We start from the raw sequence: 24,833 nt of genomic DNA on the forward strand, positions 1-24,833 counted from the left end.
AGTGATGGTGCCTGCTAGAATGCCGCTCCCCGTACTTTCCCGCCCTTGTACCGGAGATCGTCCATGTCGTCCGCCAGCCCCTCCCTTGCCTTCGCCGGCCTCGGCCTGATGGGTGTGCCCATGTCCCGCCGCCTGCTCGCCGCGGGTTTTCCGCTGACCGTGTGGAACCGTTCTGCCGGCAAGCGCGAGCTGCTTGCCGGTGAAGGCGCACAGGCGGTGGAGACGCCCGCGCAGCTGTGCGCCCAGGCCGAGGTGGTGATGCTCTGCCTGGCCGATACCGCTGCCGTGCGTGAAGTGGTGTTCGGCGTCGGCGGCATCGTCGAAAACGCCCGCGCCGGCCAGGTGCTGGTGGATTTCTCCAGCCTGGAACCAGCCGCCACCCGCGAGATGGCCGCCGAGCTGGAAGCGCGTACCGGCATGCGCTGGGTCGATGCGCCAGTTTCCGGCGGTACGCCGGGCGCCGAGGCTGGCACCCTGGCGATCATGGCCGGTGGCCGCGTCGAGGACATCGAGCGTGTGCGGCCGATCCTCGCCCATCTGGGCCAGCGCCTGACGCGCATGGGGGATGTGGGTGCGGGGCAGGTGACCAAGGTGTGCAACCAGATGATCGTCGCCTGCAACGCCCTGGTGATCGCCGAAGTAGTGGCGCTGGCGGAGAAATCCGGCGTCGATGCCAGCCTGATCGCTCCCGCCCTGGCCGGCGGTTTCGCCGACTCCAAGCCCTTGCAGATCCTGGCTCCGCAGATGGCGCAGAGCCAGTTCGAGCCGGTGAAGTGGCACGTGCGCACGCTGCTCAAGGACCTGGACACTGCCGTGAAGCTTTCCCGCGAGGAAGGCTCGGCCACGCCCATGAGCGGCCTTGCCGCGCAACTGATGCGCCTGCACGGCAGCCAGGGCAATCTTGAACGCGACCCGGCTACCCTGGTCGAGCAATACCGTCTTTCGAAGGAATTCCCCGCATGAAACTCTGCGCCAACCTGTCCCTGCTGTTCACCGAAGTCCCGCTGCTGCAGCGTATCGACGCCGCCGCCAAGGCCGGTTTCGAGGGCGTGGAGATCCAGTTCCCCTACGACGTCCCCGCGCAGGAGCTGAAGGCCGCGCTGGACCAGGCCGGCATGCCGCTGGTGCTGATCAATCTGCCGGCCGGGGACCTGATGCAGGGCGGGCCGGGAATTGCTGCCGTGCCCGAGCGCGCGGCGGAGTTCGAGGCGGCGCTGGCCAAGGCGCTGGACTATGCGCGCATCGCCAGGCCGCAGCACGTCAACGTGCTGGCTGGCCGGCTGGTCGAGGGGCAGGAGCGTGAGGTCGCTCTGCAGACGCTGGCCGAGCGCCTGCGCAGCACCTGCGATGCCTTCGCCGGCACGGGCACCGACGTGCTGATGGAAGCCATCAACTGCCATGACATGAAGGATTTCCTGCTCAACACCCCGGAGCACCTGCAGGACATGCTCGAGCGCGTGGCACGGGAAAACCTGCGGGCGCAACTCGACCTCTACCACATGGCACGCATGGGCCTGGAACTGGTGGATTGCATCTATGCGCTGATGGGGCAGATCGGGCACGTGCAGTTTGCCGACTACCCCGAGCGCGGCGAACCGGGCTCGGGCGAGATGGAGTTCGAGGTGCCGCTGCAGGTACTCGACGATGTCGGCTACGACGGCTGGCTGGGCGCCGAGTACCGTCCCACCGGCACCACCGCCGACTCCCTGCGCTGGTTGCCACGCTGGCGCGCGGGCAAGTTCGACTTCTGATGCGGCGCCGGGTCTCAGGCCTGACTGCGCAGTAGCGCCGAATCGCTGTCCTCGCGGTACGCCTCGAGGAACTCCACCAGCGCGCTGAGGGGCAGGGGGCGGCTGAACAAATAGCCCTGGGCCAGCTCGCAATGGTTGTCGCGCAGGAACGCCAGTTGCTGCGCATGTTCCACGCCTTCGGCGATCACCTTCAGGTGCAGCTTCTGCGCCATGGCGATGATCGCCTGGGCGATTTCGCTGTCGCGGCGTGATTGCGGCACGTCGCGGATGAAGGAGCGGTCCACCTTCAGCGCATCCAGCGGCAGCTGGCGCAGGTAGGACAACGACGAGTAGCCGGTGCCGAAATCGTCGATCGACAGGCTTACGCCGAGGTCGCGCAGGCGGTTGAGCAGCGGGATGGCCTGGCTGATGTTGGACATCACGGCGTTCTCGGTGACTTCCATTTCCAGGTAGTGCGCGGCGAGGCCCGTGTCCTCGAGGGTCTGCTGGACTTCATCGACCAGCCCTTCGCGGCCCAGGTTGCTGGCGCAGCAGTTCACTGCCACCCGCAGGTCCGAGTAGCCCAGATCATGCAGGCGGCGCAGATCCTGGCAGGCGCGGCGCATCACCCAGGCATCCAGTGCGCCGATCAGGCCGTTGGCGGTCGCCAGGCCAATGAACCGATCCGGCGCCAGCAGGCCGTGGGTCGGGTGTTTCCAGCGCACCAGGGCTTCGAGCTGCTCCACTTCGCCGTGGCCGATGCGCAGGATCGGCTGGTAATAGAGCACCAGCTCGTCATCCCACAACGCCTTGCGCAGTTCCTCTTCCAGCTGCAGTTCCTGGGTCGCCTTGGTCTTCAGGTGCGGGCTGAAGAAGTGGGTGGCGTTGCGGCCGTTGCCCTTGGACTGGTACAGCGCCAGGTCGGCATGCTTGAGCAGCTCTTCGGGTTGCTCACCGTCGTTGGGGAACAGGCTGATGCCCACGCTCATGGTCATCACCAGGTTGCGCCCGGCGGTGCTGATCGGCTCCTTCATGCGCTGCATCAGACGCTGCGCGAGAATGCGCGCCTCATGGTCCTCACCCAGATCGGCGAGGATGCAGAATTCGTCGCCGCCAAAGCGTGCCAGCAGATCGGTGCTGCGCAGCGCGCTGCGGATTCGCTCGGAGACGATGCACAGCAACTCGTCGCCGGCGGCATGGCCGAGGGAGTCGTTGACCCGTTTGAAGTGATCCAGGTCCAGCAGGATCACCGCCATGCCCTGGCCCTTCTGGCGGTTGCGTTGCAGGCGGGCCTCGAACTCGTCGTTGAGGGCGTTGCGGTTATGCAGGCCGGTGAGGCCATCGAAGCGCGCCAGTTTCTGCAGCGAGGCGTTGGCGTTGTCCAACTGGTTGAGCAGGGCATTGACCCGGCTCAGCTCGCTTTCCTTGCTTTCCAGGCTGTCCTCGATCCACGCCGCCCAGAGCCCGGCCAGCACCACCGCCAGCGCCAGCAGGCCGACCATCAGGCCGAGCTGGATGGCGTTGTTGCGCCCCAGGTCCGCCACCGGCGCTACCCAACTGGGCAGGGTCAGGGTCAGGGCGGCCATGCCGGTGAAGTGCATGCTGGAAATGGCACCGCCCAGCAGCAGGCTGGCGAGAATCTGGTAGACCCACTGGCGCCGGGCCGGCTGGCGATTGAGTACCGGCGCCAGTACCAGTGCGACGAAGGCCACCAGCACCGCCATCAGTACCGAGAGGGCCACCAGCAGCGGGTCATAGTGCTGCATCGGCGGCGCCTCGATGGCAGCCATGCCGGTGTAGTGCATGCCGGCGATGCTGGCGCCGATGCAGCAGGCGGCGAGCAGGTATTGCATCGGGCTCAGCCCGGCGTGGGCGAGCAGGCGCATGGCAATGATGCAGATGGCGATGGCAATGAGCAGCGAGAGCAGCGTCAGGCCACCGGAGAAGTGCAACGGCACCGACGAATGGAAGGCCAGCATGGCGACGAAGTGCATCGACCAGATGCCGCTGCCCAGGCAGATGCCGCCGACCCACTGCCAGCGATGGGCGTGTTGCGGCGCGCGGACCATCCGTGCGGTTATGTTCAGGGCGACGAAGCTGGCGACGCAGGCGATGAGGATGGCCAGCAGGACCAGCCCGGGGTTGTGGGAACACTCCAGCAGCACAGCATCGGGTAAGGCGTCCTTCTGCCAGTCCATGGGCGGGATGCTCCGGATGTCGGGGGAGGTAGTGGGCGAATTGATATCACTTTGATGTGAGTCTAGGAAGTCGCCCGTGGCTCGCAAGGTCGCGACGGCCTTTCCGACAAACTGATTAACACCAAACGATGTACGGTAGTGCCATCTGTCCAGGCGATCGCAGATCCGACCACTGGCCGAAAGCTTGTAGCCAACTTGACACTTTTTTGACTAACTGCCCGCTAGAGTTGCGCCGCCGGCCGGCGAGGGTCGGCTATCCCAATTCCTATCCGACTATCGATGTAAGGAGTGCGCTCGATGTCCGAGGGCAAGCGCCGCCTCTTCCCCCAGGTCAGCTCCACGCGGCTGGTCCTGCTGTTCTCGCTGGCACTGGTGCTGTTCTACAACTTCGCCACCTGGCGGGCGTTGAACAGTCTGGTTCCCATGGAAGGCCTCTGGGGCGTGGCGTTCTTCGCGTCTTTCGCTTTCTTCCTCTGGGCAGCCTTCACCCTGCTGCTGACGCTGGTGTCCTTCCGTCCGCTGCTCAAGCCGGTGCTTACCCTGGTGGCGCTGGTCTCAGCGGCAGCGGCGTATTTCATGAACTCCTACGGTGTCGTGATCGATACCGTGATGGTGCAGAACGTCATCGAGACCAACCCCGGCGAGGCCACTGCGTTGTTCAGCGCGCGCATGGTCGGCTACCTGCTGGTGCTGGGCGTCCTGCCGGCAGCGATCATCTGGCTGACGCCGGTAAGCTATCGACCGTTCTTCCGCGGCCTGCTGAACAAGGTGCTGGTGATCCTCGGTTGCCTGGTGGTGGTCGCCGTCTGCGTGGGAGCCTTCTACTCTACCTACGCCCCGGTGTTCCGCCAGGAAGAGAAGCTGACCCACTTCATCAACCCGACCAACTACATCTATGCGGTGAGCAAGTTCACCAAGCAGCGCCTGGGCATCAAGGAAAACCTGGTGGTGCAGCCGATCGGAGAGGACGCGGTGATGCCGCGCAAGGTGAGCGCTGACGGTCGCAAGTCGCTGATGATCTTCGTGGTGGGTGAAACTGCCCGAGCGGATCACTTCTCCCTCAACGGATACGCCCGCGACACCAACCCGGAACTGAAGAAGCTGGACATCATCAACTTCACCAATGTCAGTTCCTGCGGCACTTCCACGGCGGTATCGGTGCCCTGCATGTTCTCCAAGTTCCCCCGCGAGGACTACAGCGACAAGAAGGGCAAGACCAACCAGGGGCTGCTCGACATCCTCCAGCGCGTCGGCGTTTCGGTGCTCTGGCTGGACAACAACAGCGACTGCAAGGGCACCTGCCTGCGCGTGCCCAACCGCGACATTCCCAAGACCCAGCCCGGTCCCTTCTGTGACGGCAAGAACTGCCTGGATGAGGCTCTGCTGCAGGACTTGCAGGCCTATATCGACGGTCTGAAGGACAACGCCATCATCGTCCTGCATGCCGATGGCAGCCATGGTCCGGAATACTACGACCGCTATCCCAAGACCCTGGAGCGCTTCACTCCGGTGTGCCGCACCAACCAGCTGGGCAGCTGCAGCAGTGAGGAGCTGGTGAACGTCTACGACAACACCATTCTCTACACCGACTTCTTCCTGTCCAAGGTGGTGGAACTGCTCAAGCACAACGAAGAGCGCTTCGACACCTCGATGCTCTACGTCTCCGACCATGGCGAGTCGCTGGGTGAGAACGGCGTGTATCTGCACGCCGCGCCCTATGCCATCGCACCGCAAGCGCAGACCCACGTGCCCATGGTGATGTGGTTCGGCAATGGCGCATTGGGTGGCATGGGTGTCGATCGTGGCTGCCTGGAGAAAAAAGCCGGTGGCACCGAGCTGAGCCATGACAACCTGTTCCACTCGGTGCTCGGTCTGTACGGCGTGCATACCAGCCTGTACCAGCCGGACCTGGACATCTTCCACTCATGCAAGCGCGATATGACTGCCGCCCAGTGAGCCGGCGATGACCTGAACCGCGGCCATGAAAAAGGCCCTGCGGCTTTCGCCGCAGGGCCTTTTGTCTTTGTGCAGCTTGTTACTTCTCGCGGACCAGCAGCACCGGGCGGTTGCTGACGCGCAGCAGGCCCTCGGCGACGCTGCCCAGCATCAGGCGGCGTACACCACGGCGACCGTGGGTGCCCATGACGATGATGTCGGCCTTGGAGGCTTCGGCCTCGATTTCGATGCGCTCGGCGATTTCCTCGCTGGCGCGTTCCTGGCAGACCCGCTCGAAACTGGACTTCACCGGGTATTCGGCAATCTTCTCCTTCGCCTTGCCGAGAATGTCATCGGCGGCCTTCAGCGCGGCTTCGCGCAGCGGTTCCGGGTTGTAGTACACGGCGTAGTCGGGCAGATGCCGCAGGGGGCTGTCGACGATGGTGACGACACGCAGCTCGCCGCCGCTGAGTTGGGCCAGCTTGGCCGCTTCGACCAGGGCACGGTCGGAAACCGGGCTGCCGTCCACCGCTACCAGAATGCGCTCGTACATGATGTGTTCCTCAATGAGTGGCTTGGTAAGAAAACTCTATCCCCCCGAGGGCGAGATTCCCTTGCGCAGCGTCAATGGTAGACGGTGTGCCCGAACGTGCCGGGAATAGAGCGGCGTAACGCGGTGTTTCAGTCTCACGGAGCGTAGGAGCGGACTTCGTCCGCGATCGTGTCATCCACGCGCCTGTCTTGCCCACGGAGCCGCCGATTCGACATTGCGGACGGAGTTCGCTCCTACGAGATACCTCTGCGCTTGGGCCGTCCCTCACCCTGGCCCTCTCCCAAGGGGAGAGGGGACCGTTCGGTGCGGGATGAATCTTGGGTATCAGCCGGTACGGACTGCTCCCTCTCCCCCGGGAGAGGGCTGGGGTGAGGGGAAAGCATCGGCACGGGCTTCCCGAGAAAGACCGTTGCTCCCACACAGGCTGGCATGGAAAGGTGCCCATGAAAAAAGCCGCCACCGGTTGCCCGGTGGCGGCTTCTTCATTGCGGGTGCGGGGTCAGCCGGCAACCAGCACGCGGATCGCCTCCAGGCGCAGCGAGGCTTTGTCCAGCATCGCCAGGCTGTCATCGCGCTGCTTGCGCAGGGCGTCCAGCTCGCTGTCACGCACGCTGGGGTTGACAGCCTTGAGTGCAGTCAGGCGCGCCAGCTCTTCGTCCAGGGTCGCTTTCAGCTGCTGGCGAGCGGCTTCCACGCGTTCGGCATGGCGCGGGGTGATCTTGGTCTCGGCCACGGCGAACTGCTTGGCCAGCACATCGCGCTGGGCCTGCACGAACTTGTTGGCGCTGGCGCGCGGCACGCTTTCCAGCTGGTCGTTCAGGGTGTCGAAGGACACGCGCGAGGACAGGTCGTTGCCGTTGGCGTCCATCAGGCAGCGCAGCGCCACCGGCGGCAGGAAGCGGCCGAGCTGCAGCTTGCGCGGTGCCACGGCCTCGCTGACGAACAGCAGTTCCAGCAGCACGGTGCCGGGCTTGAGTGCCTTGTTCTTGATCAGCGCCACCGAGGTGTTGCCCAGCGAGCCGGACAGCACCAGGTCCATGCCGCCCTGCACCATGGGATGTTCCCAGGTGAGGAACTGCATGTCTTCGCGAGCCAGGGCCTGGCCGCGGTCGTAGGTGACGGTCACGCCTTCGTCGTCGCCCAGCGGGAAGCTGGCGTCGAGCATCTTCTCGCTCGGGCGCAGGATCAGGGCGTTCTCGGAATGGTCCTCGCTGTCGATGCCATAGGTGTCGAACAGGCGCTCCATGTAGATCGGCAGGGCGAACTGGTCGTCCTGTTCCTCGATCTCTGCTACCAGCGCCTCGCCTTCGCCGGCGCCGCCGGAGTTGAGCTCCAGCAGGCGGTCGCGGCCGTTGTGCATCTCGGCTTCCAGCGCCTCGCGGGCAGCGGTGCCTTCGGCCAGCAGGGCCGCGAAGGCGTCATCGTCGCCGCCGTCGAGCAGCTCCACCAGGCGCGGGCCGAAGCGGTGCTGCAGGGCGTTGCCGGTGGGGCAGGTGTTGAGGAAGGCATTCAGCGCCTGGTGGTACCATTGGAACAGACGTTCCTGCGGGCTGTTCTCCAGGTGCGGAACGTGGATCTGGATGGTGTGCTTCTGGCCGATCCGGTCCAGGCGGCCGATGCGCTGTTCCAGCTGGTCCGGGTGGGCCGGCAGGTCGAACAGCACCAGGTGGTGGGCGAACTGGAAGTTGCGGCCTTCGCTGCCGATTTCCGAGCAGACCAGCACCTGGGCGCCGAACTCTTCATCGGCGAAGTAGGCGGCGGCGCGGTCGCGTTCGAGGATGCTCATGCCTTCGTGGAACACGGTGGCCGGGATGCCGGACTTCAGGCGCAGGGCGTCGCCCAGGTCCATCGCGGTCTCGGCGTGGGCGCAGATCACCAGCACCTTGTACTGCTTGAGCATCTTCAGGGTGTCGATCAGCCACTCGACGCGCGGGTCGAAGCGCCACCAGCGGTTGTTCTCGTCGCCATCCTCGGCCTGGGCCTGGAAGCTGACTTCCGGGTAGAGGTCCGGGTGCTCGCCCAGCGGCAGCTCCATGTACTCGATGGGGTTGGGCAGCACATAGGGATGCAGTTGGCGTTCCGGGAAGCCCTGCACCGCAGCGCGGGTGTTGCGGAACAGCACGCGGCCAGTGCCGTGGCGGTCGAGCAGCTCGCGCACCAGGCGTGCACGGGACTCTTCGTTGCCACCCTCGACGCTGGCCAGCAGCTCGTCGCCTTCGCTGCCGAGGAAACCGTGGATGGCCTGGCGCGCGGCAGGGGAGAGAGTGCCCTGGTCGACCAGTTCCTGCACCGCCTCGGCAACCGGGCGGTACTGGCTGCTTTCGCTGCGGAAGGCTTCGAGGTCGTGGAAACGGTCCGGGTCGAGCAGGCGCAGGCGCGCGAAGTGGCTGTCCAGGCCGAGCTGTTCCGGGGTCGCGGTGAGCAGCAGCACGCCGGGGATGACCTGGGAAAGTTGTTCCACCAGCTGGTATTCCGCGCTGGCCTGTTCCGGGTGCCATACCAGGTGGTGCGCCTCGTCGACCACCAGCAGGTCCCACTCGGCAGCGAACAGGGCGTCCTGGGCCTTTTCATCCTCGCGCAGCCACTCCAGGGCCACCAGGGCCAGTTGGGTGTCTTCGAAGGGGTTGCTGGCATCGCTCTCGACGAAGCGCTCGCGATCGAACAATGCGACTTCCAGGTTGAAGCGCCGGCGCATTTCCACCAGCCACTGGTGCTGCAGGTTTTCCGGCACCAGGATCAGCACGCGGCTGGCGCGGCCGGAGAGCAGTTGGCGATGAATCACCAGGCCCGCTTCGATGGTCTTGCCCAGGCCCACTTCGTCGGCCAGCAGGACGCGCGGCGCCATGCGGTCGGCGACTTCGCGGGCGATGTGCAACTGGTGCGCGATGGGTTGCGCGCGGGCGCCGCCCAGGCCCCAGAGCGAGGACTGCAGCAGGCGGGTGCGGTGTTCCAGGGTGTGGTAGCGCAGGCCGAACCAGGACATCGGGTCGATCTGCCCGGCGAACAGGCGGTCGCTGGCCAGGCGGAACTGGATGAAGTTCGACAGCTGGGTTTCCGGGACGGTGTGCTGCTCGTTCTGCGCAGTGAGGCCGTGGTAGATCAGCAGGCCGTCGATCTCGTCCACTTCGCGGACGGTCATCTTCCAGCCTTCGAAATGGGTGATCTCGTCGCCCGGGGCGAAACGCACGCGGGTCAGCGGCGCGTTGCGCTCGGCGTATTGGCGGGTATCACCGGTGGCGGGATAGAGCACTGTGAGCATGCGGCCGTCCAGCGCCAGGATGGTCCCCAGCCCGAGTTCCGCTTCACTGTCGCTGATCCAGCGTTGACCGGGTTGATACTGCGCCATGGACACCTCCCAAAAAAGCCGGCTATGGTACCGGAACGCGCAGCGTTCAGCGATGGCCGTCGGCGCCTCCGGTCGTCCGAAATCATCGGCGGGGCCTGTAGCTGAGGCGCACTCATCGCAAATCGTGGAAAGTGTAGCGAGGCGCGCTCAAGTCTGTAGCCGCTGCGCCGATAGCCTGACCAGAGGACTTCCCACAGCGCTTCCTGCAGGGGCTGATGCCCCGGACCCAGCATCATGCTGCCGCCCATTCCGCATAGTCTGGCACCTGTCACTGCGCAGCAGGACGTGCCCAAGCCGCGACCGGATGTCACCCCGGTGACACCGCCTGCGCCCAGCGCAGGCAATGCTGGCGTTGAGCTGGAGCGCCGCCCGGATGAAGAGGCCCTGCGCGAGGAGTACCAGCGCCGGCGCAAGCGCCGCCAGCTTGCCGATGGCACGCCGGAGGGCGAAGCGCTGGAAGAACTGGAGGAAGTGGAAGAGCTGGGCGCGGATGTGCAGGCTGCCCAGCGCAAAGGGCTGTGGATCGATGTCGAGGTCTGACCGCGCAGCAGCGTAGACTGACCGCACCGCTGGTTCCTGCGAGCTTTCCATGCTTTTTGACGACGCCCCGATCCTGCTTGCCGATGCCGAGTTGCGCCTGATTCCCGACTGGTGCCCACCATTACGTGCGGCTCGCTGGCTGGAGCAATTGCTCGCCGAGACGCCGTGGGAGCAGCCACAGGTGCACCTGCACGGCCGCGATTACCCGGTGCCGCGCCTGGTCAACTGGTACGGCGACGCCGAGGCTTTCTATACATACTCCGGGCTGACCCATGCACCATTACCCTGGACGCCGCTGCTGGCGCAGATTCGTGCCGCCGTGGAAGAGGCGGCCGGCCAGCGCTTCAACGGCGTGCTGCTCAACTACTACCGCGACGGCCAGGACTCCATGGGCTGGCACAGCGACGACGAGCCCGAGCTCGGGCGCAACCCGCTGGTTGCCTCGCTGAACCTGGGCGGTACGCGTCGCTTCGACCTGCGGCGCAAGGGGCGAAACACAATCGAACATTCCATCGAGCTGCCCGGTGGATCGCTGCTGGTCATGTCCGGCGCGACACAGCATTATTGGCAGCATCAGGTCGCCAAGACGCGCCGTCCGGTTGCGCCGCGCCTGAATCTGACTTTCCGCCTGGTGCATGCCCTGCCATGAGCAACGACGACAAGCTGATCGACTTCACCGCCGAGCGCGACAAGCGCATCCACGACGTGCACGAAAAGCGTCTGCAGGACGTGCGCAAGGCCTTCGAGCAGGCGTTGCCTCTGGGCAAGCCGCGCAAGAAAGGCAAGAGCAAGCCCAAGAAACGCTGATTTATCCCCTCCCAGGGCCGCAAGGCCCCGCTCTGCGCGGCTTCCCGCCGCACCCGATCGCCTTCGAAACTTGACCTGCGTCAGTGCTCCGGCCCTCCTCGGAAAGCGCCTTGTCGACCATTGATCCAGGTCAATTTGCCCCGCCCGGCCGCCGGTAATCTGCACACATCCCCAGACGATGTGAGGCAACAGGAGGCCAGCATCATGTTCATCGACGAAGTGGTTCTAGCAGGCATCCTTACCGTCGGACTGATGGTTGTTTTCTTCGGTGGGGTCGGAATTTTCATCTGGAAGGACAGCCACAAGAAGAGCTGATCCTTACAGATACACAGAGCACGCAAGGCACTTCGGGCGACTTAGGTCGCCCGTTTTTTTTGCCTCGACGAAAGTGGGGATGACATATTGTTAGCTTGCTAATAATATTATGAGCAACGATTCCGTCATTCCCTTTGCCGACTATCGTTAAGCGATAGACCCGGACCCTTTCGAGAGACCGCGTGCGACCTACGCTACAGGCATTCCTCGCGCCGGATACGCTGGCGCTGAAATTCGCGATCAAGACCCTGCTTGCCGGCGGCCTGGCGCTCTGGTGCGCCTTCCGTTTCGACCTGGAGCAGCCACAGTGGGCGTTGATGACGGTGTTCATCGTGTCCCAGCCGTTGTCGGGCATGGTGGTAGCCAAGGGCATCTTCCGGCTGATCGGCACGGTGGTCGGCACCATCATGTCGGTGGTGATGATTGCGCTGTTCGCCCAGACGCCCTGGCTGTTCCTGCTGGCCATCTCGCTTTGGCTCGGCCTCTGCACGGCGGCCTCGACGACCCTGCGCAATCACGTCTCCTACGCCTTCGTGTTGTCCGGCTACACCGTGGCGATCATCGGCCTGCCGGCGATCAGCCATCCGCTGGACGTTTTCGACCAGGCCGTGGCGCGCAGTACGGAAATCTGCCTGGGGATTCTCTGCGCCTCGGCGGTCAGCGCCATCCTCTGGCCGCGGCGCGTCGAGGCCAACCTGGACAAGCAGGCGCACGCTACCTGGCTCACCGGTATGCAGGCCGCGCGCAGCGAGATCGACGCCGACGCGCGGCAGATCAAGGGCCTGCTGCAGGCGCTGGGCAAGATCGTCGAGGTCGATGTGCAACGCGACCACGCCTGGTTCGAGGGGTACCGTGGGCGGATGCGTTCGCGCGCGCTGCGGATTCTTTCCCGCGATCTGCTCAGCCTGCTGCGCACCGCGCGCGGCGTGGCTCGTCAACGCAGCGTGCTGGATGCCGAAGACCGGGCGCGCCTGCAACCCTGGTTCGAGGAGCTGCGCGCCACCCTGGAGGACCCCCAGGTCGACGCCATGCGCTCGTTGCAGGAGCGCCTGCAGGAGGCCGGCCTGGATGAAAACTACTCCAACGACCTGCGTTACTGCCTGACTCGCTGCTCCTTGCTGCTGCTCAAGGCGCTGAGCTCGGAGCAGACCATGCGTGCGGTTGCCGACGGGCGGGTGGACGATGTCGCCACTGGCACCCTGTCCTGGCACCGCGACTGGCTCATGGCGCTGTTCTATGGTCTGCGCAGTGCATTGGCGCTGCTGGGCATGTCGGCTTTCTGGATGGCTACTGCCTGGCCGGCGGCTACCGGCGGCATGCTGCTGGCGGCGGTGATCTGCAGCCTGTTCGCCAACCGCGACAATGCCGTCACCATCGGCCTGGGATTCCTGCGCGGGATTCTCTATGCGATCCCTGCGGCAGCCGTCGTCAGCCAGTGGCTGCTGCCGCAGTGGAATGGCTTCCCGCTGCTCTGCCTGGCGCTGGGCGTGCCGCTGTTCTTCGCCCTGCTGGGCATGGCCACGCCGGCGCTGGCGGGCACGGCGACGTCCTTCTCGATCCATTTCATCACCCTGGTGGCACCGAGCAATGTGATGAAGTACGACTTGGCCAACCTGCTCAATTCCGCCCAGGGCATCGTCATCGGCGTAGGCTTCGCGGTTCTGGTGTTCCGTCTGCTCACGCTACCTGCAGATTGGCTCAACCGCCGGCTGATCCAGGCCACTTGCGAAGACCTCGGGCGCCTGACCCGGCGGCCGTTGGCTGAAGCCGAGAGCTGGTTTGGCGGGCGCATGGCCGACCGCCTGATCCGCCTGGCGCGGCACTACACCCTGTTGCCCAGGGAGGAGCAGCGGCGCTGGCAGGACGGCCTGTTCGCCCTTGACCTGGGCAACGAACTGATTCACCTGCGTGCCTGCCTCAACGGTGCGCAGGGCCAGTTGCGCAAGCGTCGCGACCAGTTCCTCGGCGCCCTGGGCAGCGTACTGGAAAAGGGCCCTGGGGCAGGGCGCGAGCAGCGTCTGGAAAGCCTGTGTCCGGCCCTGGACGAAGCCCTCACGCACGATCTGCAGGGCGACAACGAACCCAACCGTCTGGCCCGCGCCGCGCTGGCGCAGTTGCGCCATACCTGGCGCCAGTGGTGCCGTCTGGAGGACGCCAATGGGACTGCATGAGTACGGCTGGGGCGGGGTGTTCCTGAGCCCGCTGTTCATCTACGCGGTGCTTGCCCTGGGCCTGACGGTCGTGTTGCGCCTGCTGCTGCAGGCCACCCCCTTCGGGCGCTGGATCTGGCACGAGGCGCTGTTCGACTGTGCGCTGTTCGTACTGATTCTCTGCGCCATCACCTGGGCGCTCGGTACTGCGCCTTGAGAGGAGAAGCTGTATGCGCGGATACCTTCGCGTAACTGTCACCATCATTCTGGTCATCGCTGCCGTGCTCGCCGGTACCTGGCTGTGGCGCTACTACATGCTCTCGCCGTGGACCCGCGATGCGCGGGTTCGCGCCGACGTGGTGGTGATTGCCCCGGACGTCTCCGGCTGGGTCACCGACCTCGCCGTACAGGACAACCAGCAGGTCAAGGCCGGTGACCTGATCATGCGCATCGATCACGAGCGCTACGCGGCGAACCTGGAACAGGCCAAGGCCCTGGCTGAAACCCGGCACCAGCAGTACCTGCTGCGCCTGAGTGAGGCCTCGCGGCGCAGCAAGCTGGGTATTGCCGCCATCAGTGCCGAGGACAAGGAAACCTCACAGATCAACGCCGCCATCGCCAAGAGCGAATACGACGAGGCGCAGGCCCAGGTGCGCCTGGCGCAACTGAACCTGACCCGCAGCGAGATGCGTGCCCCGCGTGACGGGCAGATCACCAATCTGCGCCTGGCGCAGGGCAACTATGTGCAGGCTGGTCAGGCGATGATGGCGCTGGTGGACCAGAAGTCGTTCTACGTCACCGCCTACTTCGAGGAAACCAAGCTGCCCGGCATCCGCGTCGGCCAGCCGGCCCAGGTGGTGCTGATGAGCGGCAACATTGCCATCGACGGCACCGTGGAGAGCGTCAGCAGCGGCATCACCGACCGCAACGCGATCCCCGACAGCCAGCTGCTGGCCAATGTCGAGCCTACCTTCAACTGGGTGCGCCTGGCGCAGCGCATCCCGGTGCGTATCCACCTTGACAAGGTGCCCGAGGGCGTGCACCTGAGCGCCGGGATGACCGCCAGCGTCACCGTGAAGGAGCGCTGAGCCCCTCCACCTGCGGGGGTTCACGCCCGAACCGGCAGGATAGCGCTGCGCACAGCACCGACGCGGCTACCAGGCTGACGCCGACCCAGGGCGTCCAGGCGATGCCGGCCAGGCTGATCACTGCACCTCCCAGCGCCGCGCCGAGGGCCACCCCCAGGTGCATCGCCGAGGTGTTCAGCGCCACTCCGGCGCTGCCGCTGGCCGGATCGCTGGCCAACAGGTAGCTCTGCACCGCTGGCGAGATCATCCAGCTGATGGTGCTCCAGACCATCAGTGCGCCAAGCAGCAGCCAGGGGTGGCCGAGGCTCAGTGGGATCGCCAGCATCGCCAGGCCGAACAGCACGGGGACCACCAGCAGCGTGCGGCGGTGCCCGAGGTGGTCGCTCAGCCAACCGCCCAGATAGCCGCCACCGATGGCCGCCAGGCCGATCAGCAGCAACGTGAGCGCGATGCCCTGGCTGTCGGTGATCCCGGCGACCTGCTGAAACCACGGCGTGATGTAGGCGAACAGCGTGAAGTGCCCGCCCAGCAGCAGGATCGACACCAGTTGCGCCAGGTTCAGCGCTGGGCTGCGCAACTGGCGCTTGTAAGCTGCAGCGTTGGCCGGGCTCTCCAGGCGGCACCGGGGCAGGGCGAGGCGCAGCAGAACGGCCAGCGGCAGCGAGTAGAGGGCGATGGCGGCGAAGATCCAGCGCCAGCCGAACCAGTCGTTGACCAGTACGCCAGCCGGAACACCGAACACCAGCGAGCCGCTGATGCCCATGAAGATCAGGCCGATGGCCCGCCCGCGTTGAGCCGGCGGCGCCAGTTCCACCGCCAGCAGGCTGGCCTGCATGATCAGCAGCCCGCAGCAGGCGGCCATGCCGATGCGCATCAACAACAGCGTGGCGTAGCCGGGGCTAAGTGCGGCACCGGCATTGAACGCGGCGAACACCAGCAGGGTAATGACCAGCAGCCGCCGGCAATCGGCGCCGCGGGTAAGCCAGCCGAGCACAGGCGCGGCGATGGCGAAACTCAGGGAGAACAGGCTGGTGAGCTGGCCGGCGAGGCTGAGGGAAACCTGCTGGTCAGCGGCGAGCGAAGGCAGGATGCCGGTGAGGATGGCCTCGGCGAGGCCCGCGGCGAAGGTGCAGAGGGACAGCAATAGCAGTCGAAGGTCCATGGCGGCTCCGATTCCCGGTGAGGGGTTTCGGGCACGAAGCCTTCGGTTATCCCGGATGAATGTGAAGTGACGGGGGCAGGGTAGTTGAGCGGGAAACTGTATACAAGTTTCCGGGGCCGGCTGGCCGGCCCCGGAATCTGCGTCAGCCGACGGTGATCGGCGGCAGCGCGGGCAGTTCGATATTCAGTTTCTCGGTGGGCGCCAGCACTTCAGCCTCGCCTTTCACCACGGCCTTGCCGTCCTGGTTGAGTACCACGGTGCCGATGCGCACGCGGTTCTTCGGCAGCTTCTCCAGCACCTCCAGTTCTACCGTCAGCTCGTCACCGAGCTTCACCGGGCGGGTGAAACTCAGGTTCTGGCCGAGGTAGATGGTGCCCGGGCCGGGCAGGGTGGTGGCGATTGCCGCGCTGATCAGCGCGCCGGTGAGCATGCCGTGGGCGATGCGTTCCTTGAACTGGGTGGTGGCGGCGTACTCGGCGTCCAGGTGCACCGGGTTACGGTCGCCGGAGACCTCGGCGAACAGCTGGATGTCGCGCTCGGTGACGCTGCGCTGGAAGTTGGCCTTCTGACCGACTTCGAGTTCTTCATAGGGGATGTTTTGCACGGCAGTCATAGGGGCTCCTCGGTTTTCTCGACCTGCGGGACGGGGCAGTGCGCCGCCAGCCAGTCGATCAGGTTGCGGGTGACCTCGTCGCGGTTGCTCTCGTTGAACAACTCGTGGCGGGCGTCGGGATAAATCTTCAGTTGGACGTCACGAACCCCGGCGCGGGTCATCGCCTGGGCGAGATCGCGCATGCGCTTGCCCTGGCTCACCGGGTCGCGCTCGCCGCCGATCACCAGCACCGGCAGGTCGCTGCGAATGTTCGCGAGGTGTTCGGTCGGCGTGATATCGGCCAGGCCACCGAGCAGGTCCAGCCACAGCTGGTTGCTGCAACGGAAGCCGCACAGCGGGTCGGCGACGTACTTGTCGACTTCGACGGGATCGCGGCTAAGCCAGTCGAAGGCGGTGCGATTGGGTTTGAAGGCCTTGTTGAACGAGCCGAAGGACAGGAAGTCGATCAGCGCGCTGTGCCCCAGCGGGCCCTGGCGCCAGTGTTCGAAGCGGGCGATGGCACGAGCGCTTTTGTAAAGTGCCACCGGCTGGTAGTTGGAGCCGGAGAGCACGGCGGCCTGCACGCTGGCGCTGTGCTGCATCAGGTAGGCAGTGCCGATGTAGCTGCCCATGCTGTGGCCGAGCAGGATGATCGGCAGGTCCGGGTGTTCCTCGCGCACATGCTGGTTGAGCGTGTGCAGGTCGCCGATCACCTTGCCCCAGCCGCCGCGGTCGGCGTAATGGCCCAGCTCGCCGTTCTCGGCGGTGCGGCCGTGGCCGCGCTGGTCGATGGCGTAGAGGTGGTAGCCGGCGGCGTTCAGTGCCAGCCCCAGGCGCTCGTAGCGGCCGGCGTGCTCGGCCATGCCGTGGGACAGCATCAGGGCTCCGCGGGACCGGCCTTCCGGCGCCCAGTGGCGGGTGTAGAGCGGTGTCTCGTCGCTGGCGGCAAGCCAGTAGGCGGCGTAGGGCATGGGATCCATCCTGCTTCTTGTTCGTCGATTCTTATTGGAATGGGGGCCATGGAAGGGGCCGGACGGGGCGATTCTGCCACGCCGGGACATCTTCTGTATGGATTGCTGTTGGCGCCCGGTCGTCGCCCTGCAAGGCTTGCTGCAGGCGGCCGTGGGCTCTATCCCGGGCTATGCCGGGATGGTGGAGCAAGATTCACGCAGTCTATGACGCCGCCTGGAGTCTTTGCGATGACCAAAGGAACTGTTAGCTTCCGTCGAATGACCGCAATGACGGTTCGGTTTCGCTCAGGTATGAGGACAAGAATAAATGCAACCTGATTTCTGGAACGACAAACGCCCGGCCGGCGTGCCCAGCGACATTGACCTGACCGCCTACAAATCGGTGGTGGAAGTCTTCGAGCGCTCCTGCAAGAAATTCGCCGACCGTCCGGCCTTCAGCAATATGGGCGTAACCCTGACCTACGCCGAGCTGGACCGCCTGTCCGCCGCCTTCGGCGCGTACCTGCAGAAGCACACTGACCTCAAGCCCGGCGACCGTATCGCCGTGCAGATGCCGAACATCCTGCAATACCCCATCGCCGTGTTCGGCGCCCTGCGCGCCGGGCTGATCGTGGTCAACACCAACCCGCTCTACACCGCCCGCGAAATGCGCCACCAGTTCAAGGATTCCGGTGCCCGCGCGCTGGTCTACGTGAACCTGTTCGGCAAGCTGGTGCAGGAAGTGCTGCCCGATACCGGCATCGAGTACCTGATCGAAGCGCAGATGGGTGACCTGCAGCCCGCGCTCAAGGGCCTGCTGGTCAACACCGTGGTCAAGCACGTGAAGAAGATGGTGCCGGAGTACAACCTGCCCCAAGCCGTCTCCTTCAAGTCGGCCTTGCGCCAGGGGCGCGGGCATGGCCTGCAGCCGGTCAGGGTCGGTCTGGAAGATATCGCAGTCCTGCAGTACACCGGCGGTACCACCGGCGTGGCCAAGGGCGCCATGCTCACCCACGGCAACCTGGTGGCGAACATGCAGCAGGTGCATGCCTGCCTGCAGCAGCACGGGCCGGACGGCAAGCCGCTGATGCAGGTCGGCAACGAGGTGATGATCGCGCCGCTGCCGCTGTACCACATCTATGCCTTCACCGCGAACTGCATGTGCATGATGGTCAACGGCAACCACAACGTGCTGATCAGCAACCCGCGCGATATCCCCGGCTTCATCAAGGAGCTGAAGAAGTGGCGCTTCTCCGCGCTGCTGGGCCTGAATACCCTGTTCGTCGCCCTGATGGACCGCCCCGAATTCAAGGAGCTGGACTTCTCCAACCTGAAGGTCACCAACTCCGGCGGCACTGCGCTGGTCACCGCCACCGCCGAGCGCTGGAAGGCCATGACCGGTTGCACCGTGGTCGAAGGCTACGGCCTCACCGAGACTTCCCCAGTGGTCAGCACCAACCCCTACGGCGACCAGGCCCGTTTGGGTACCGTCGGCATCCCGGTGCCGGGCACCGCGCTGAAGGTGATCGACGACGACGGTAACGACGTCGGCCTGGGCGAGCGTGGCGAACTGTGCGTGAAGGGCCCGCAGGTGATGAAGGGTTACTGGCAGCGCGAAGAGGCCACTGCCGAGGTGCTGGACGCCGAAGGCTGGCTGCGCACCGGCGATATCGCGGTGATCGATCCGGATGGCTTCACCCGCATCGTCGACCGCAAGAAAGACCTGATCATCGTTTCCGGCTTCAATGTCTACCCCAACGAGATCGAGGACGTGGTCATGGCGCACCCGAAAGTCGCCAACTGCGCGGCTGTCGGCGTGCCGGACGAGAAATCCGGCGAAGCGGTGAAACTCTTCGTGGTGGCCCGCGAAGGCGGCGTGACCGTTGAAGAGCTCAAGGCCTACTGCAAGGAAAACTTCACCGGCTACAAGGTGCCCAAGCACATCGTGCTCAAGGACGCCCTGCCGATGACCCCGGTGGGCAAGATTCTGCGCCGGGAGCTGCGCGAAACCGCCTGAGGCAAGCGGGAATGAAAAAGGGGGCTGATCCAGGATCAGCCCCCTTTTTTATTGATTGCGAGTTGTCGGCCAGGGCTATTCAACCACCGCAGCCGCCACAGCAACCTTCCTTCTTGCGCAGGATCTCGTAGAGATCGTCCTTGAGTTGCAGCTTCTGCTTCTTCAGTGTCTCGATGGTGTCGTGCGATGCGGGGGTGATGCCGGCTTCCATGTTCTTGATCTCCTGGTCGAGATCGTTGTGGCTGTGGAAGAGCTTGGCAAAATGCGGGTCCTCGGCTTTCAGGCGAGTAATCTTTTCACGGTATTCAGGAAACATGAGGGTTCTCCAGGAGAGTGCAAAAGTACTCTGCGCGATCCGGACCCTAGAGGTGTTGAGGCAGATCATTTCCGGACGGTGATTTCCCCGGTACCGGGCAGGTGAAAACCTCACCGGCCTGCAACGACGACGAAGGTCTTTGCTCTGCCTCGAAGGACAGGAACCCGACTCGGGAACGACACGAAACCGCCGGATCGAACTCTGACGATTTGCCCCTCGTGACAGGGCTGGCCTGATGACCTGTCCCCGTTCTTTTTTCCGGTTTCATTTCCCTGAAATCCACTTTGTCGGACAATCCAACAAGGCTGCGAGCCTTCTGGGACGGGCTTTTCCGACGAGTGGATGGCTAGTGACCGGAAAGCCTGTCTCCGGTCATTTTTCTTACGGGCGAGGCTGTGTTTGGTGCTGGTCGGTGTTTCCCAAAGCTGATAATCTCGGCCCGCTTTTCGCTCCCCGAGCCATGGGGAGAGCGACACAAACACAACAAAGAACCGCGAATGCGGTAAAGATGAGCTGTTGCTTAGGAGTGGGCTTCCATGACCGACAATTTCTGGAAGGACAAATACCCAGTGGGGATCGCTGCCGAGATCAACGCTGACCAGTACCCGAACATCCTCGCGGTACTTAAAGAATCCTGCCAACGTTTTGCAGACAAGCCTGCCTTCAGCAACCTGGGCAAGACCCTGACCTACGGCGAGATGTACAAGCTCTCCGGGGACTTCGCCGCCTACCTGCAGCAACATACCGATCTCAAGCCCGGCGACCGCATCGCCGTGCAACTGCCCAACGTGCTCCAGTACCCGGTCGTGGTCTTCGGCGCCATGCGCGCCGGCCTGGTCGTGGTCAACACCAACCCGCTGTACACCGCGCGGGAAATGGAGCACCAGTTCAACGACTCCGGCGCCAAGGCGCTGGTGTGCCTGGCGAACATGGCGCACCTGGCCGAGGAAGTGCTGCCCAAGACCGGCATCCGCAACGTCATCGTCACCGAAGTGGGTGACATGCTGCCGCCGCTCAAGCGCTTCATCGTCAATTTCGTGGTCAAGAACATCAAGAAGATGGTCCCGGCCTACAACATCCCCAATGCGCAGAAGCTCACCGACGTCCTGGCCAAGGGCCGCGGCAAGGCGGTGAAGGAAGTTTCGCCGCACAACGACGACGTTGCCGTGCTGCAGTACACCGGCGGCACCACCGGCGTGGCCAAGGGTGCGATGCTGACCCACCGCAACCTGGTCGCCAACATGCTGCAGTGCAAGGCACTGATGGGCGCCAACCTCAATGAAGGTTGTGAAATCCTCATCACCCCGCTGCCGCTGTACCACATCTACGCCTTCACCTTCCATTGCATGGCGATGATGCTCACCGGCAACCACAACATCCTGGTGACCAACCCGCGCGACCTGGCCAGCATGGTCAAGGAACTCTCGCAGTGGAAGTTCACCGGCTTCGTCGGCCTGAACACCCTGTTCGTCGGCCTGTGCAACAACGAAGGCTTCCGCAAGCTGGACTTCTCCGCCCTGAAGCTGACCCTCTCCGGCGGCATGGCCCTGCAGCAGGCGAGTGCCGAACGCTGGAAGGACGTCACTGGCTGCGCCATCTGCGAAGGCTACGGCATGACCGAAACCAGCCCGGTGGTATCGGTAAACCCGTTCCAGAACATCCAGATCGGCACTATCGGCATCCCGGTTCCGTCGACCCTGTGCAAGGTCATCAGCGATGATGGCGAGGACCTGCCGCTGGGCGAGCGTGGCGAACTGTGCGTCAAGGGCCCGCAGGTGATGAAGGGCTACTGGCAGCGCCAGGAAGCCACCGACGAGATCCTCGACAAGGACGGCTGGCTGCGTACCGGCGACATCGCGATCATCCAGGAAGACGGCTACATGCGTATCGTCGACCGCAAGAAGGACATGATCCTGGTGTCGGGCTTCAACGTGTACCCCAACGAGCTGGAAGACGTGCTCGCCACCCTGCCGGGCGTACTGCAATGCGCCGCCATCGGCATTCCGGACGAGAAGTCCGGCGAGGCGATCAAGGTCTTCGTGGTGTCCAAGCCGGGCGTTACCCTGACCAAGGAGCAAGTCATGCAGCACATGCACGACAACCTCACTGGCTACAAGCGTCCCAAGTCCGTGGAGTTCCGCGACAGCCTGCCGACCACCAACGTCGGCAAGATCCTGCGCCGTGAATTGCGCGACGAAGAGCTCAAGAAGATCAGGGCCTGAGCCGATATACAAGAAACCCGCCGCAAGGCGGGTTTTTTGATGCGCGCAAGGATGCGGCGCCCCCCTCCCTGCCTGAGGTATCCGCCTTGAACACTGTCCTTCGTCTGCGCGCCAAGGTCCTGCTCCTGGCCATCGCTCCGATCCTGATCCTGACCGTCCTGCTGTGCGCCATCGCCACGGTCGCCCTGAGCCAGCTCTCTACGCAGCAGGAAGCGCAGATTCGCGAGAACCTCACCCAGGACCGCGAAGCGCAGCTGAAGAACTTCGTCGACGTCGCCCTGGCGGCTGTCGGCCCGGCCTACCAGGCTGCCGCTGACGGCGATGCGCAGGCGCGCGCGCAGGGCATTGCGATCCTCAAACGGCTCGAATACGGCAAGGGCGGCTACTTCTGGGGGTACGACACCCGCTCCATCCGCGTCTTCCAGGGCACCAGCGACGAGCGCCTGGGCGAAGACTTCAGCGCTTACCGCGATCCCAATGGCGTCTACGCCATCCGCGAACTGGTGGCGGCGGGGCAGAGCGGCCAGCACTACGTGCGCTACAGCTTCACCCTGCCGGGCGGCAATGCCATCGTGCCGAAGATCGGCTACGCGCATTACCTGCCCAAGTGGAACCTGGTGTTCGGTACCTCGCTCAATCTTGACGACGTCGAGCGTGAAGTGAAGCAGGCCGGAGCTGCCTTCGACGCCAAGATCGACAACCTGCTGCTGCTCATGGGCGGCGCCGCGCTGGCTCTGCTGGTGGTGATCGGCCTGCTCGCCGGGCTGTTCAGTCGCACCATCGTCCAGCCCATCGTCCAGGTGCGCGACAACCTCGACGACATGGCCGCCGGCGACGGCAATCTGACCCATCGCCTGAACCTGGGCCGCCATGACGAACTGGGCGAGCTGGCCGGCTCGTTCAACCGTTTCGTCGAGAAGATCCATGTACTGGTGCAGCAGGTCGCCGGCACCACGAACCAGCTGTCGGGTCTGGTGGGTGACGTGGCCCAGCAGGCGCAGCGCTCCGAGCGCGCGATGGACGGCCAGCGCCACGAGACCGATCAGGTTGCCACCGCCATCAACGAGATGACCGCGGCTGCCCAGGAAGTCGCGCGCAGCGCGCAACAGGCCGCCGATGCGGCGCAGCAGACTGACCGCGAGGGCCAGGCCGCCAAGCGCGAAGTGGACCTGTGTGTCTCGCAGATCAACGACCTGGCCGGCGAGGTGCGCAGCAGCAGCGATTCCCTCGACACCCTGCGCCAGGACGTGCAGGGCATCGTCGGTGTGCTTGAAGTGATCCGCTCCATCGCTGAGCAGACCAATCTGCTGGCGCTCAACGCCGCCATCGAAGCGGCTCGTGCCGGCGAGGCCGGGCGTGGTTTTGCCGTGGTCGCCGATGAAGTCCGCGCCCTGGCCAGCCGCACCCAGCAGAGCACTGGGGAAATCCAGCAGATGATCGATCGCCTGCGCGGCACCACCGAAGGCTCGGTGAGCGCCATGCAACGCGCCAGCGACATGGCCGAGCGCACCCGTGGCCAGGCCAACCAGGCCGGCCAGTCGCTGGACGCCATCGCCCAGCTGATCGGCACCATCAACTCGATGAACGCGCAGATTGCCAGCGCCGCCGAGGAGCAGACCGCCGTGGCCGAGGAGATCAACCGCAGCGTGCACCAGATCGCTGGCGGCGTGGAGAGCGTGGCGGACGATGCAGCCAAGGGCGCGCGTACCGCGACCGAGCTGAATGGTGTGGGCGAGCGCCTGCGCCAGCTCGTGGGGCAGTTCCGCATCTGAGCGGAGCTGCGCGCTCGCAGCGACGCAGTGGTTTCCAATCGCCAGCCCCCCATGGATGGGCGCTGGCGCTCCGTTGCTTGTGCCAAGCCGGTAGCGCAATCAGTGGCAGCCCGAACAACCGGCTGCCTGGTCGATCGCAAGCCTGCGTCCGTCAGGGAACCTCCACCGGCGCCTCCGCGCTGGGGGATAGTCGCCATTCCCCGCGCTACTTTCGGAAATCACCGAGATCTCCATGACACCGCCGCTCGTAGCCTCGGTCGGCGTTCCCACTGTCACGGAGTTCTAGCGCCATGCACCTCATCTGGACAATCTGTATCGGCTTTGTTGCGGGCCTTGTTGCGCGGTGGTTGACGCCCGGGAGCAACTCCCTGGGCTTCTTCATCACCGCAGCCCTGGGGATTGCCGGCGCGCTGCTGGCGACCTACGCCGGCCAGGCCTTGCACTTCTACGAATCTGGCGAGTCCGCAGGCTTCATTGGCGCCGTTGTCGGCGCGATCATCCTGCTCGCCCTCTACCACGTGTTGTTCGCTAAAAAGAACTGAGGGAAGTCACCATGAGTTTGATGGATTCGCTGTTGCAGCAAGTGGTTGGTGCCGTGGGTAACAACCTGGAGGAGCATCTTGAAAAGGCTCCGGCCGGCGCGCTGGGCCAAAGCATCACCGCGATGTTCCACTCTGAGCAGACGCCGCCCTTCGCCAATACGGTGGGGCAGTTATTCGGCCAGTCCAGCGATGTGCAGCGCGCGGGCATGCTGAACCAGTTGCTGGCCGTCGCCGGCCCGGCATTGCTCACGCAGATGATGAGTGGCGGGTTGGGCAAGGTGCTGCAGCCAGGCACCACGCAACTGACGCCGGAACAGGCCAGCCAACTGAGCACTGCGGACGTGGAAACCATGGCCGCCCAGGCAGAGAAGGCCAACCCCGGCGTGGTCGAGAGTATCGGCCACTTCTATGCCCAGCATCCCACGCTGATCAAGACACTGGGCGGCGCCGCCCTGGCTATCGCCCTGGCCAAGCTGCGCGAGCACCAGCAGGCCTGAGTCGAAGCGGGGCGCAACACCCCGCCAATCCGGGGCGCCAAGCAATCGGCGTGGCGGCCCTTGCCGGTCCTCTGCGACAATCCACGGATTGTCGCCACGAC

General features: G+C 64.8%; 21 protein-coding genes and 2 pseudogenes. 16 read left to right on the forward strand and 7 right to left on the reverse strand.

The genetic code is table 11. The features are described from left to right. Positions 1 to 63 precede the first annotated feature (63 nt). Together L6D89_RS24415 and L6D89_RS24420 are read left to right on the forward strand one after the other, a co-directional pair. Positions 64 to 963, forward strand: a complete 900-nt coding sequence (locus L6D89_RS24415; RefSeq protein ID WP_236201461.1) for an NAD(P)-dependent oxidoreductase — start codon at positions 64 to 66, stop codon at positions 961 to 963. Further along, on the forward strand, positions 960 to 1,751 hold the full coding sequence (locus L6D89_RS24420; RefSeq protein WP_236201462.1) for a hydroxypyruvate isomerase family protein: 792 nt from the start codon (positions 960 to 962) through the stop codon (positions 1,749 to 1,751). The genes L6D89_RS24415 and L6D89_RS24420 overlap by 4 nt, the downstream gene beginning before the upstream one ends. Positions 1,752 to 1,765: 14 nt before the next feature. Here the strand turns inward: L6D89_RS24420 and L6D89_RS24425 are convergent, their stop codons facing one another. After that, positions 1,766 to 3,928: a putative bifunctional diguanylate cyclase/phosphodiesterase gene (locus tag L6D89_RS24425; protein ID WP_236201463.1), complete on the reverse strand. Its 2,163-nt coding sequence runs from the start codon at positions 3,926 to 3,928 to the stop codon at positions 1,766 to 1,768. A 297-nt stretch (positions 3,929 to 4,225) separates the two neighbouring features. Here L6D89_RS24425 and L6D89_RS24430 point away from each other — a divergent pair, with 297 nt between their 5' ends. Next, positions 4,226 to 5,884 carry a phosphoethanolamine transferase gene (locus tag L6D89_RS24430; protein ID WP_236201464.1) on the forward strand — a complete coding sequence of 553 codons (1,659 nt, stop codon included), beginning with the start codon at positions 4,226 to 4,228 and terminating at the stop codon, positions 5,882 to 5,884. A 79-nt stretch (positions 5,885 to 5,963) separates the two neighbouring features. Here the strand turns inward: L6D89_RS24430 and L6D89_RS24435 are convergent, their stop codons facing one another. Beyond that, entirely contained in the window at positions 5,964 to 6,416 is a 453-nt protein-coding gene (locus tag L6D89_RS24435) for a universal stress protein (protein WP_236171760.1), read from the reverse strand. A 499-nt stretch (positions 6,417 to 6,915) separates the two neighbouring features. Continuing rightward, complete coding sequence (gene rapA, locus L6D89_RS24440; protein WP_236201465.1) at positions 6,916 to 9,768, reverse strand: RNA polymerase-associated protein RapA; 2,853 nt, start codon at positions 9,766 to 9,768, stop codon at positions 6,916 to 6,918. A gap of 228 nt (positions 9,769 to 9,996) precedes the next feature. On the opposite strand from rapA, the gene L6D89_RS24445 reads away from it, so the two are divergent. The 7 genes from L6D89_RS24445 to L6D89_RS24470 all read left to right on the forward strand — a co-directional run bounded on the left by L6D89_RS24445 (position 9,997) and on the right by L6D89_RS24470 (position 14,662). Next, the gene (locus tag L6D89_RS24445; RefSeq protein ID WP_236171757.1) at positions 9,997 to 10,302 is read left to right on the forward strand and encodes an aspartate-semialdehyde dehydrogenase; all 306 of its coding nucleotides are present in this window, start codon (positions 9,997 to 9,999) and stop codon (positions 10,300 to 10,302) included. Between the two features lie 49 nt (positions 10,303 to 10,351). Next, positions 10,352 to 10,951 (forward strand): alpha-ketoglutarate-dependent dioxygenase AlkB family protein, encoded by a 600-nt coding sequence (locus tag L6D89_RS24450; RefSeq protein ID WP_236171755.1) that lies wholly within the window; start codon positions 10,352 to 10,354, stop codon positions 10,949 to 10,951. Then, positions 10,948 to 11,109: a hypothetical protein gene (locus L6D89_RS24455; RefSeq protein ID WP_088419735.1), complete on the forward strand. Its 162-nt coding sequence runs from the start codon at positions 10,948 to 10,950 to the stop codon at positions 11,107 to 11,109. The genes L6D89_RS24450 and L6D89_RS24455 overlap by 4 nt, the downstream gene beginning before the upstream one ends. Positions 11,110 to 11,313: 204 nt before the next feature. Next, positions 11,314 to 11,424 carry a cytochrome c oxidase subunit CcoM gene (gene ccoM, locus L6D89_RS32645; RefSeq protein ID WP_024764625.1) on the forward strand — a complete coding sequence of 37 codons (111 nt, stop codon included), beginning with the start codon at positions 11,314 to 11,316 and terminating at the stop codon, positions 11,422 to 11,424. A gap of 182 nt (positions 11,425 to 11,606) precedes the next feature. Then, complete coding sequence (locus L6D89_RS24460) at positions 11,607 to 13,595, forward strand: FUSC family protein (protein WP_236201466.1); 1,989 nt, start codon at positions 11,607 to 11,609, stop codon at positions 13,593 to 13,595. Further along, on the forward strand, positions 13,582 to 13,791 hold the full coding sequence (locus tag L6D89_RS24465) for a DUF1656 domain-containing protein (protein ID WP_236201467.1): 210 nt from the start codon (positions 13,582 to 13,584) through the stop codon (positions 13,789 to 13,791). The genes L6D89_RS24460 and L6D89_RS24465 overlap by 14 nt, the downstream gene beginning before the upstream one ends. 13 nt (positions 13,792 to 13,804) lie before the next feature. Then, a complete protein-coding gene (locus L6D89_RS24470; protein WP_236171749.1) occupies positions 13,805 to 14,662 on the forward strand; it encodes an efflux RND transporter periplasmic adaptor subunit in 858 nt (285 codons plus the stop codon). Here the strand turns inward: L6D89_RS24470 and L6D89_RS24475 are convergent. The 3 genes from L6D89_RS24475 to L6D89_RS24485 all read right to left on the reverse strand — a co-directional run bounded on the left by L6D89_RS24475 (position 14,643) and on the right by L6D89_RS24485 (position 17,387). After that, positions 14,643 to 15,824, reverse strand: a complete 1,182-nt coding sequence (locus L6D89_RS24475) for an MFS transporter (RefSeq protein ID WP_236201468.1) — start codon at positions 15,822 to 15,824, stop codon at positions 14,643 to 14,645. The two genes, L6D89_RS24470 and L6D89_RS24475, sit on opposite strands and share 20 nt — an antisense overlap. A gap of 142 nt (positions 15,825 to 15,966) precedes the next feature. Further along, positions 15,967 to 16,437, reverse strand: a complete 471-nt coding sequence (locus L6D89_RS24480) for a MaoC family dehydratase (protein ID WP_236171744.1) — start codon at positions 16,435 to 16,437, stop codon at positions 15,967 to 15,969. Next, positions 16,434 to 17,387, reverse strand: a complete 954-nt coding sequence (locus tag L6D89_RS24485; RefSeq protein ID WP_236201469.1) for an alpha/beta hydrolase — start codon at positions 17,385 to 17,387, stop codon at positions 16,434 to 16,436. The genes L6D89_RS24480 and L6D89_RS24485 overlap by 4 nt, the downstream gene beginning before the upstream one ends. Positions 17,388 to 17,694: 307 nt before the next feature. Here L6D89_RS24485 and fadD2 point away from each other — a divergent pair, with 307 nt between their 5' ends. Continuing rightward, positions 17,695 to 19,383, forward strand: coding sequence for a long-chain-fatty-acid--CoA ligase FadD2 (fadD2, locus tag L6D89_RS24490; RefSeq protein WP_236201470.1), 1,689 nt, complete (start codon positions 17,695 to 17,697; stop codon positions 19,381 to 19,383). Between the two features lie 79 nt (positions 19,384 to 19,462). Here the strand turns inward: fadD2 and L6D89_RS24495 are convergent, their stop codons facing one another. Beyond that, positions 19,463 to 19,699, reverse strand: a complete 237-nt coding sequence (locus tag L6D89_RS24495) for an HP1242/YdcH family protein (protein WP_236171737.1) — start codon at positions 19,697 to 19,699, stop codon at positions 19,463 to 19,465. 536 nt (positions 19,700 to 20,235) lie between these two features. On the opposite strand from L6D89_RS24495, the gene fadD1 reads away from it, so the two are divergent. From fadD1 to L6D89_RS24515, 5 genes and pseudogenes are all read left to right on the forward strand, one after another. Continuing rightward, positions 20,236 to 21,921, forward strand: coding sequence for a long-chain-fatty-acid--CoA ligase FadD1 (gene fadD1, locus L6D89_RS24500; protein ID WP_236201471.1), 1,686 nt, complete (start codon positions 20,236 to 20,238; stop codon positions 21,919 to 21,921). Between the two features lie 86 nt (positions 21,922 to 22,007). Further along, positions 22,008 to 22,835 (forward strand): annotated as a pseudogene (locus tag L6D89_RS32865) (cache domain-containing protein); the annotation flags it as partial. 258 nt (positions 22,836 to 23,093) lie between these two features. Continuing rightward, positions 23,094 to 23,693 (forward strand): annotated as a pseudogene (locus L6D89_RS32870) (methyl-accepting chemotaxis protein); the annotation flags it as partial. A 290-nt stretch (positions 23,694 to 23,983) separates the two neighbouring features. Then, complete coding sequence (locus tag L6D89_RS24510; protein ID WP_236201473.1) at positions 23,984 to 24,235, forward strand: GlsB/YeaQ/YmgE family stress response membrane protein; 252 nt, start codon at positions 23,984 to 23,986, stop codon at positions 24,233 to 24,235. 11 nt (positions 24,236 to 24,246) lie between these two features. After that, complete coding sequence (locus L6D89_RS24515) at positions 24,247 to 24,732, forward strand: hypothetical protein (RefSeq protein WP_236171730.1); 486 nt, start codon at positions 24,247 to 24,249, stop codon at positions 24,730 to 24,732. The last annotated feature ends 101 nt before the right edge of the window (positions 24,733 to 24,833 follow it).

Source organism: Pseudomonas pseudonitroreducens, assembly GCF_021603645.1.
Lineage (GTDB): Bacteria > Pseudomonadota > Gammaproteobacteria > Pseudomonadales > Pseudomonadaceae > Pseudomonas > Pseudomonas pseudonitroreducens.

What these genes read in the sequence shown, in the direction of transcription:
- fadD2 (WP_236201470.1), top strand. Translation starts at nt 17,695, where the DNA reads ATGCAACCTGATTTCTGGAACGACAAACGCCCGGCCGGCGTGCCCAGC.
- L6D89_RS24445 (WP_236171757.1), top strand. Translation starts at nt 9,997, where the DNA reads ATGCTGCCGCCCATTCCGCATAGTCTGGCACCTGTCACTGCGCAGCAG.
- L6D89_RS24475 (WP_236201468.1), bottom strand. Translation starts at nt 15,824, where the DNA reads ATGGACCTTCGACTGCTATTGCTGTCCCTCTGCACCTTCGCCGCGGGC.
- L6D89_RS24450 (WP_236171755.1), top strand. Translation starts at nt 10,352, where the DNA reads ATGCTTTTTGACGACGCCCCGATCCTGCTTGCCGATGCCGAGTTGCGC.
- L6D89_RS24515 (WP_236171730.1), top strand. Translation starts at nt 24,247, where the DNA reads ATGAGTTTGATGGATTCGCTGTTGCAGCAAGTGGTTGGTGCCGTGGGT.
- ccoM (WP_024764625.1), top strand. Translation starts at nt 11,314, where the DNA reads ATGTTCATCGACGAAGTGGTTCTAGCAGGCATCCTTACCGTCGGACTG.
- L6D89_RS24485 (WP_236201469.1), bottom strand. Translation starts at nt 17,387, where the DNA reads ATGCCCTACGCCGCCTACTGGCTTGCCGCCAGCGACGAGACACCGCTC.
- L6D89_RS24415 (WP_236201461.1), top strand. Translation starts at nt 64, where the DNA reads ATGTCGTCCGCCAGCCCCTCCCTTGCCTTCGCCGGCCTCGGCCTGATG.
- L6D89_RS24480 (WP_236171744.1), bottom strand. Translation starts at nt 16,437, where the DNA reads ATGACTGCCGTGCAAAACATCCCCTATGAAGAACTCGAAGTCGGTCAG.
- L6D89_RS24465 (WP_236201467.1), top strand. Translation starts at nt 13,582, where the DNA reads ATGGGACTGCATGAGTACGGCTGGGGCGGGGTGTTCCTGAGCCCGCTG.
- fadD1 (WP_236201471.1), top strand. Translation starts at nt 20,236, where the DNA reads ATGACCGACAATTTCTGGAAGGACAAATACCCAGTGGGGATCGCTGCC.
- L6D89_RS24455 (WP_088419735.1), top strand. Translation starts at nt 10,948, where the DNA reads ATGAGCAACGACGACAAGCTGATCGACTTCACCGCCGAGCGCGACAAG.
- L6D89_RS24420 (WP_236201462.1), top strand. Translation starts at nt 960, where the DNA reads ATGAAACTCTGCGCCAACCTGTCCCTGCTGTTCACCGAAGTCCCGCTG.
- L6D89_RS24510 (WP_236201473.1), top strand. Translation starts at nt 23,984, where the DNA reads ATGCACCTCATCTGGACAATCTGTATCGGCTTTGTTGCGGGCCTTGTT.
- L6D89_RS24470 (WP_236171749.1), top strand. Translation starts at nt 13,805, where the DNA reads ATGCGCGGATACCTTCGCGTAACTGTCACCATCATTCTGGTCATCGCT.
- L6D89_RS24430 (WP_236201464.1), top strand. Translation starts at nt 4,226, where the DNA reads ATGTCCGAGGGCAAGCGCCGCCTCTTCCCCCAGGTCAGCTCCACGCGG.
- L6D89_RS24495 (WP_236171737.1), bottom strand. Translation starts at nt 19,699, where the DNA reads ATGTTTCCTGAATACCGTGAAAAGATTACTCGCCTGAAAGCCGAGGAC.
- L6D89_RS24435 (WP_236171760.1), bottom strand. Translation starts at nt 6,416, where the DNA reads ATGTACGAGCGCATTCTGGTAGCGGTGGACGGCAGCCCGGTTTCCGAC.
- L6D89_RS24425 (WP_236201463.1), bottom strand. Translation starts at nt 3,928, where the DNA reads ATGGACTGGCAGAAGGACGCCTTACCCGATGCTGTGCTGCTGGAGTGT.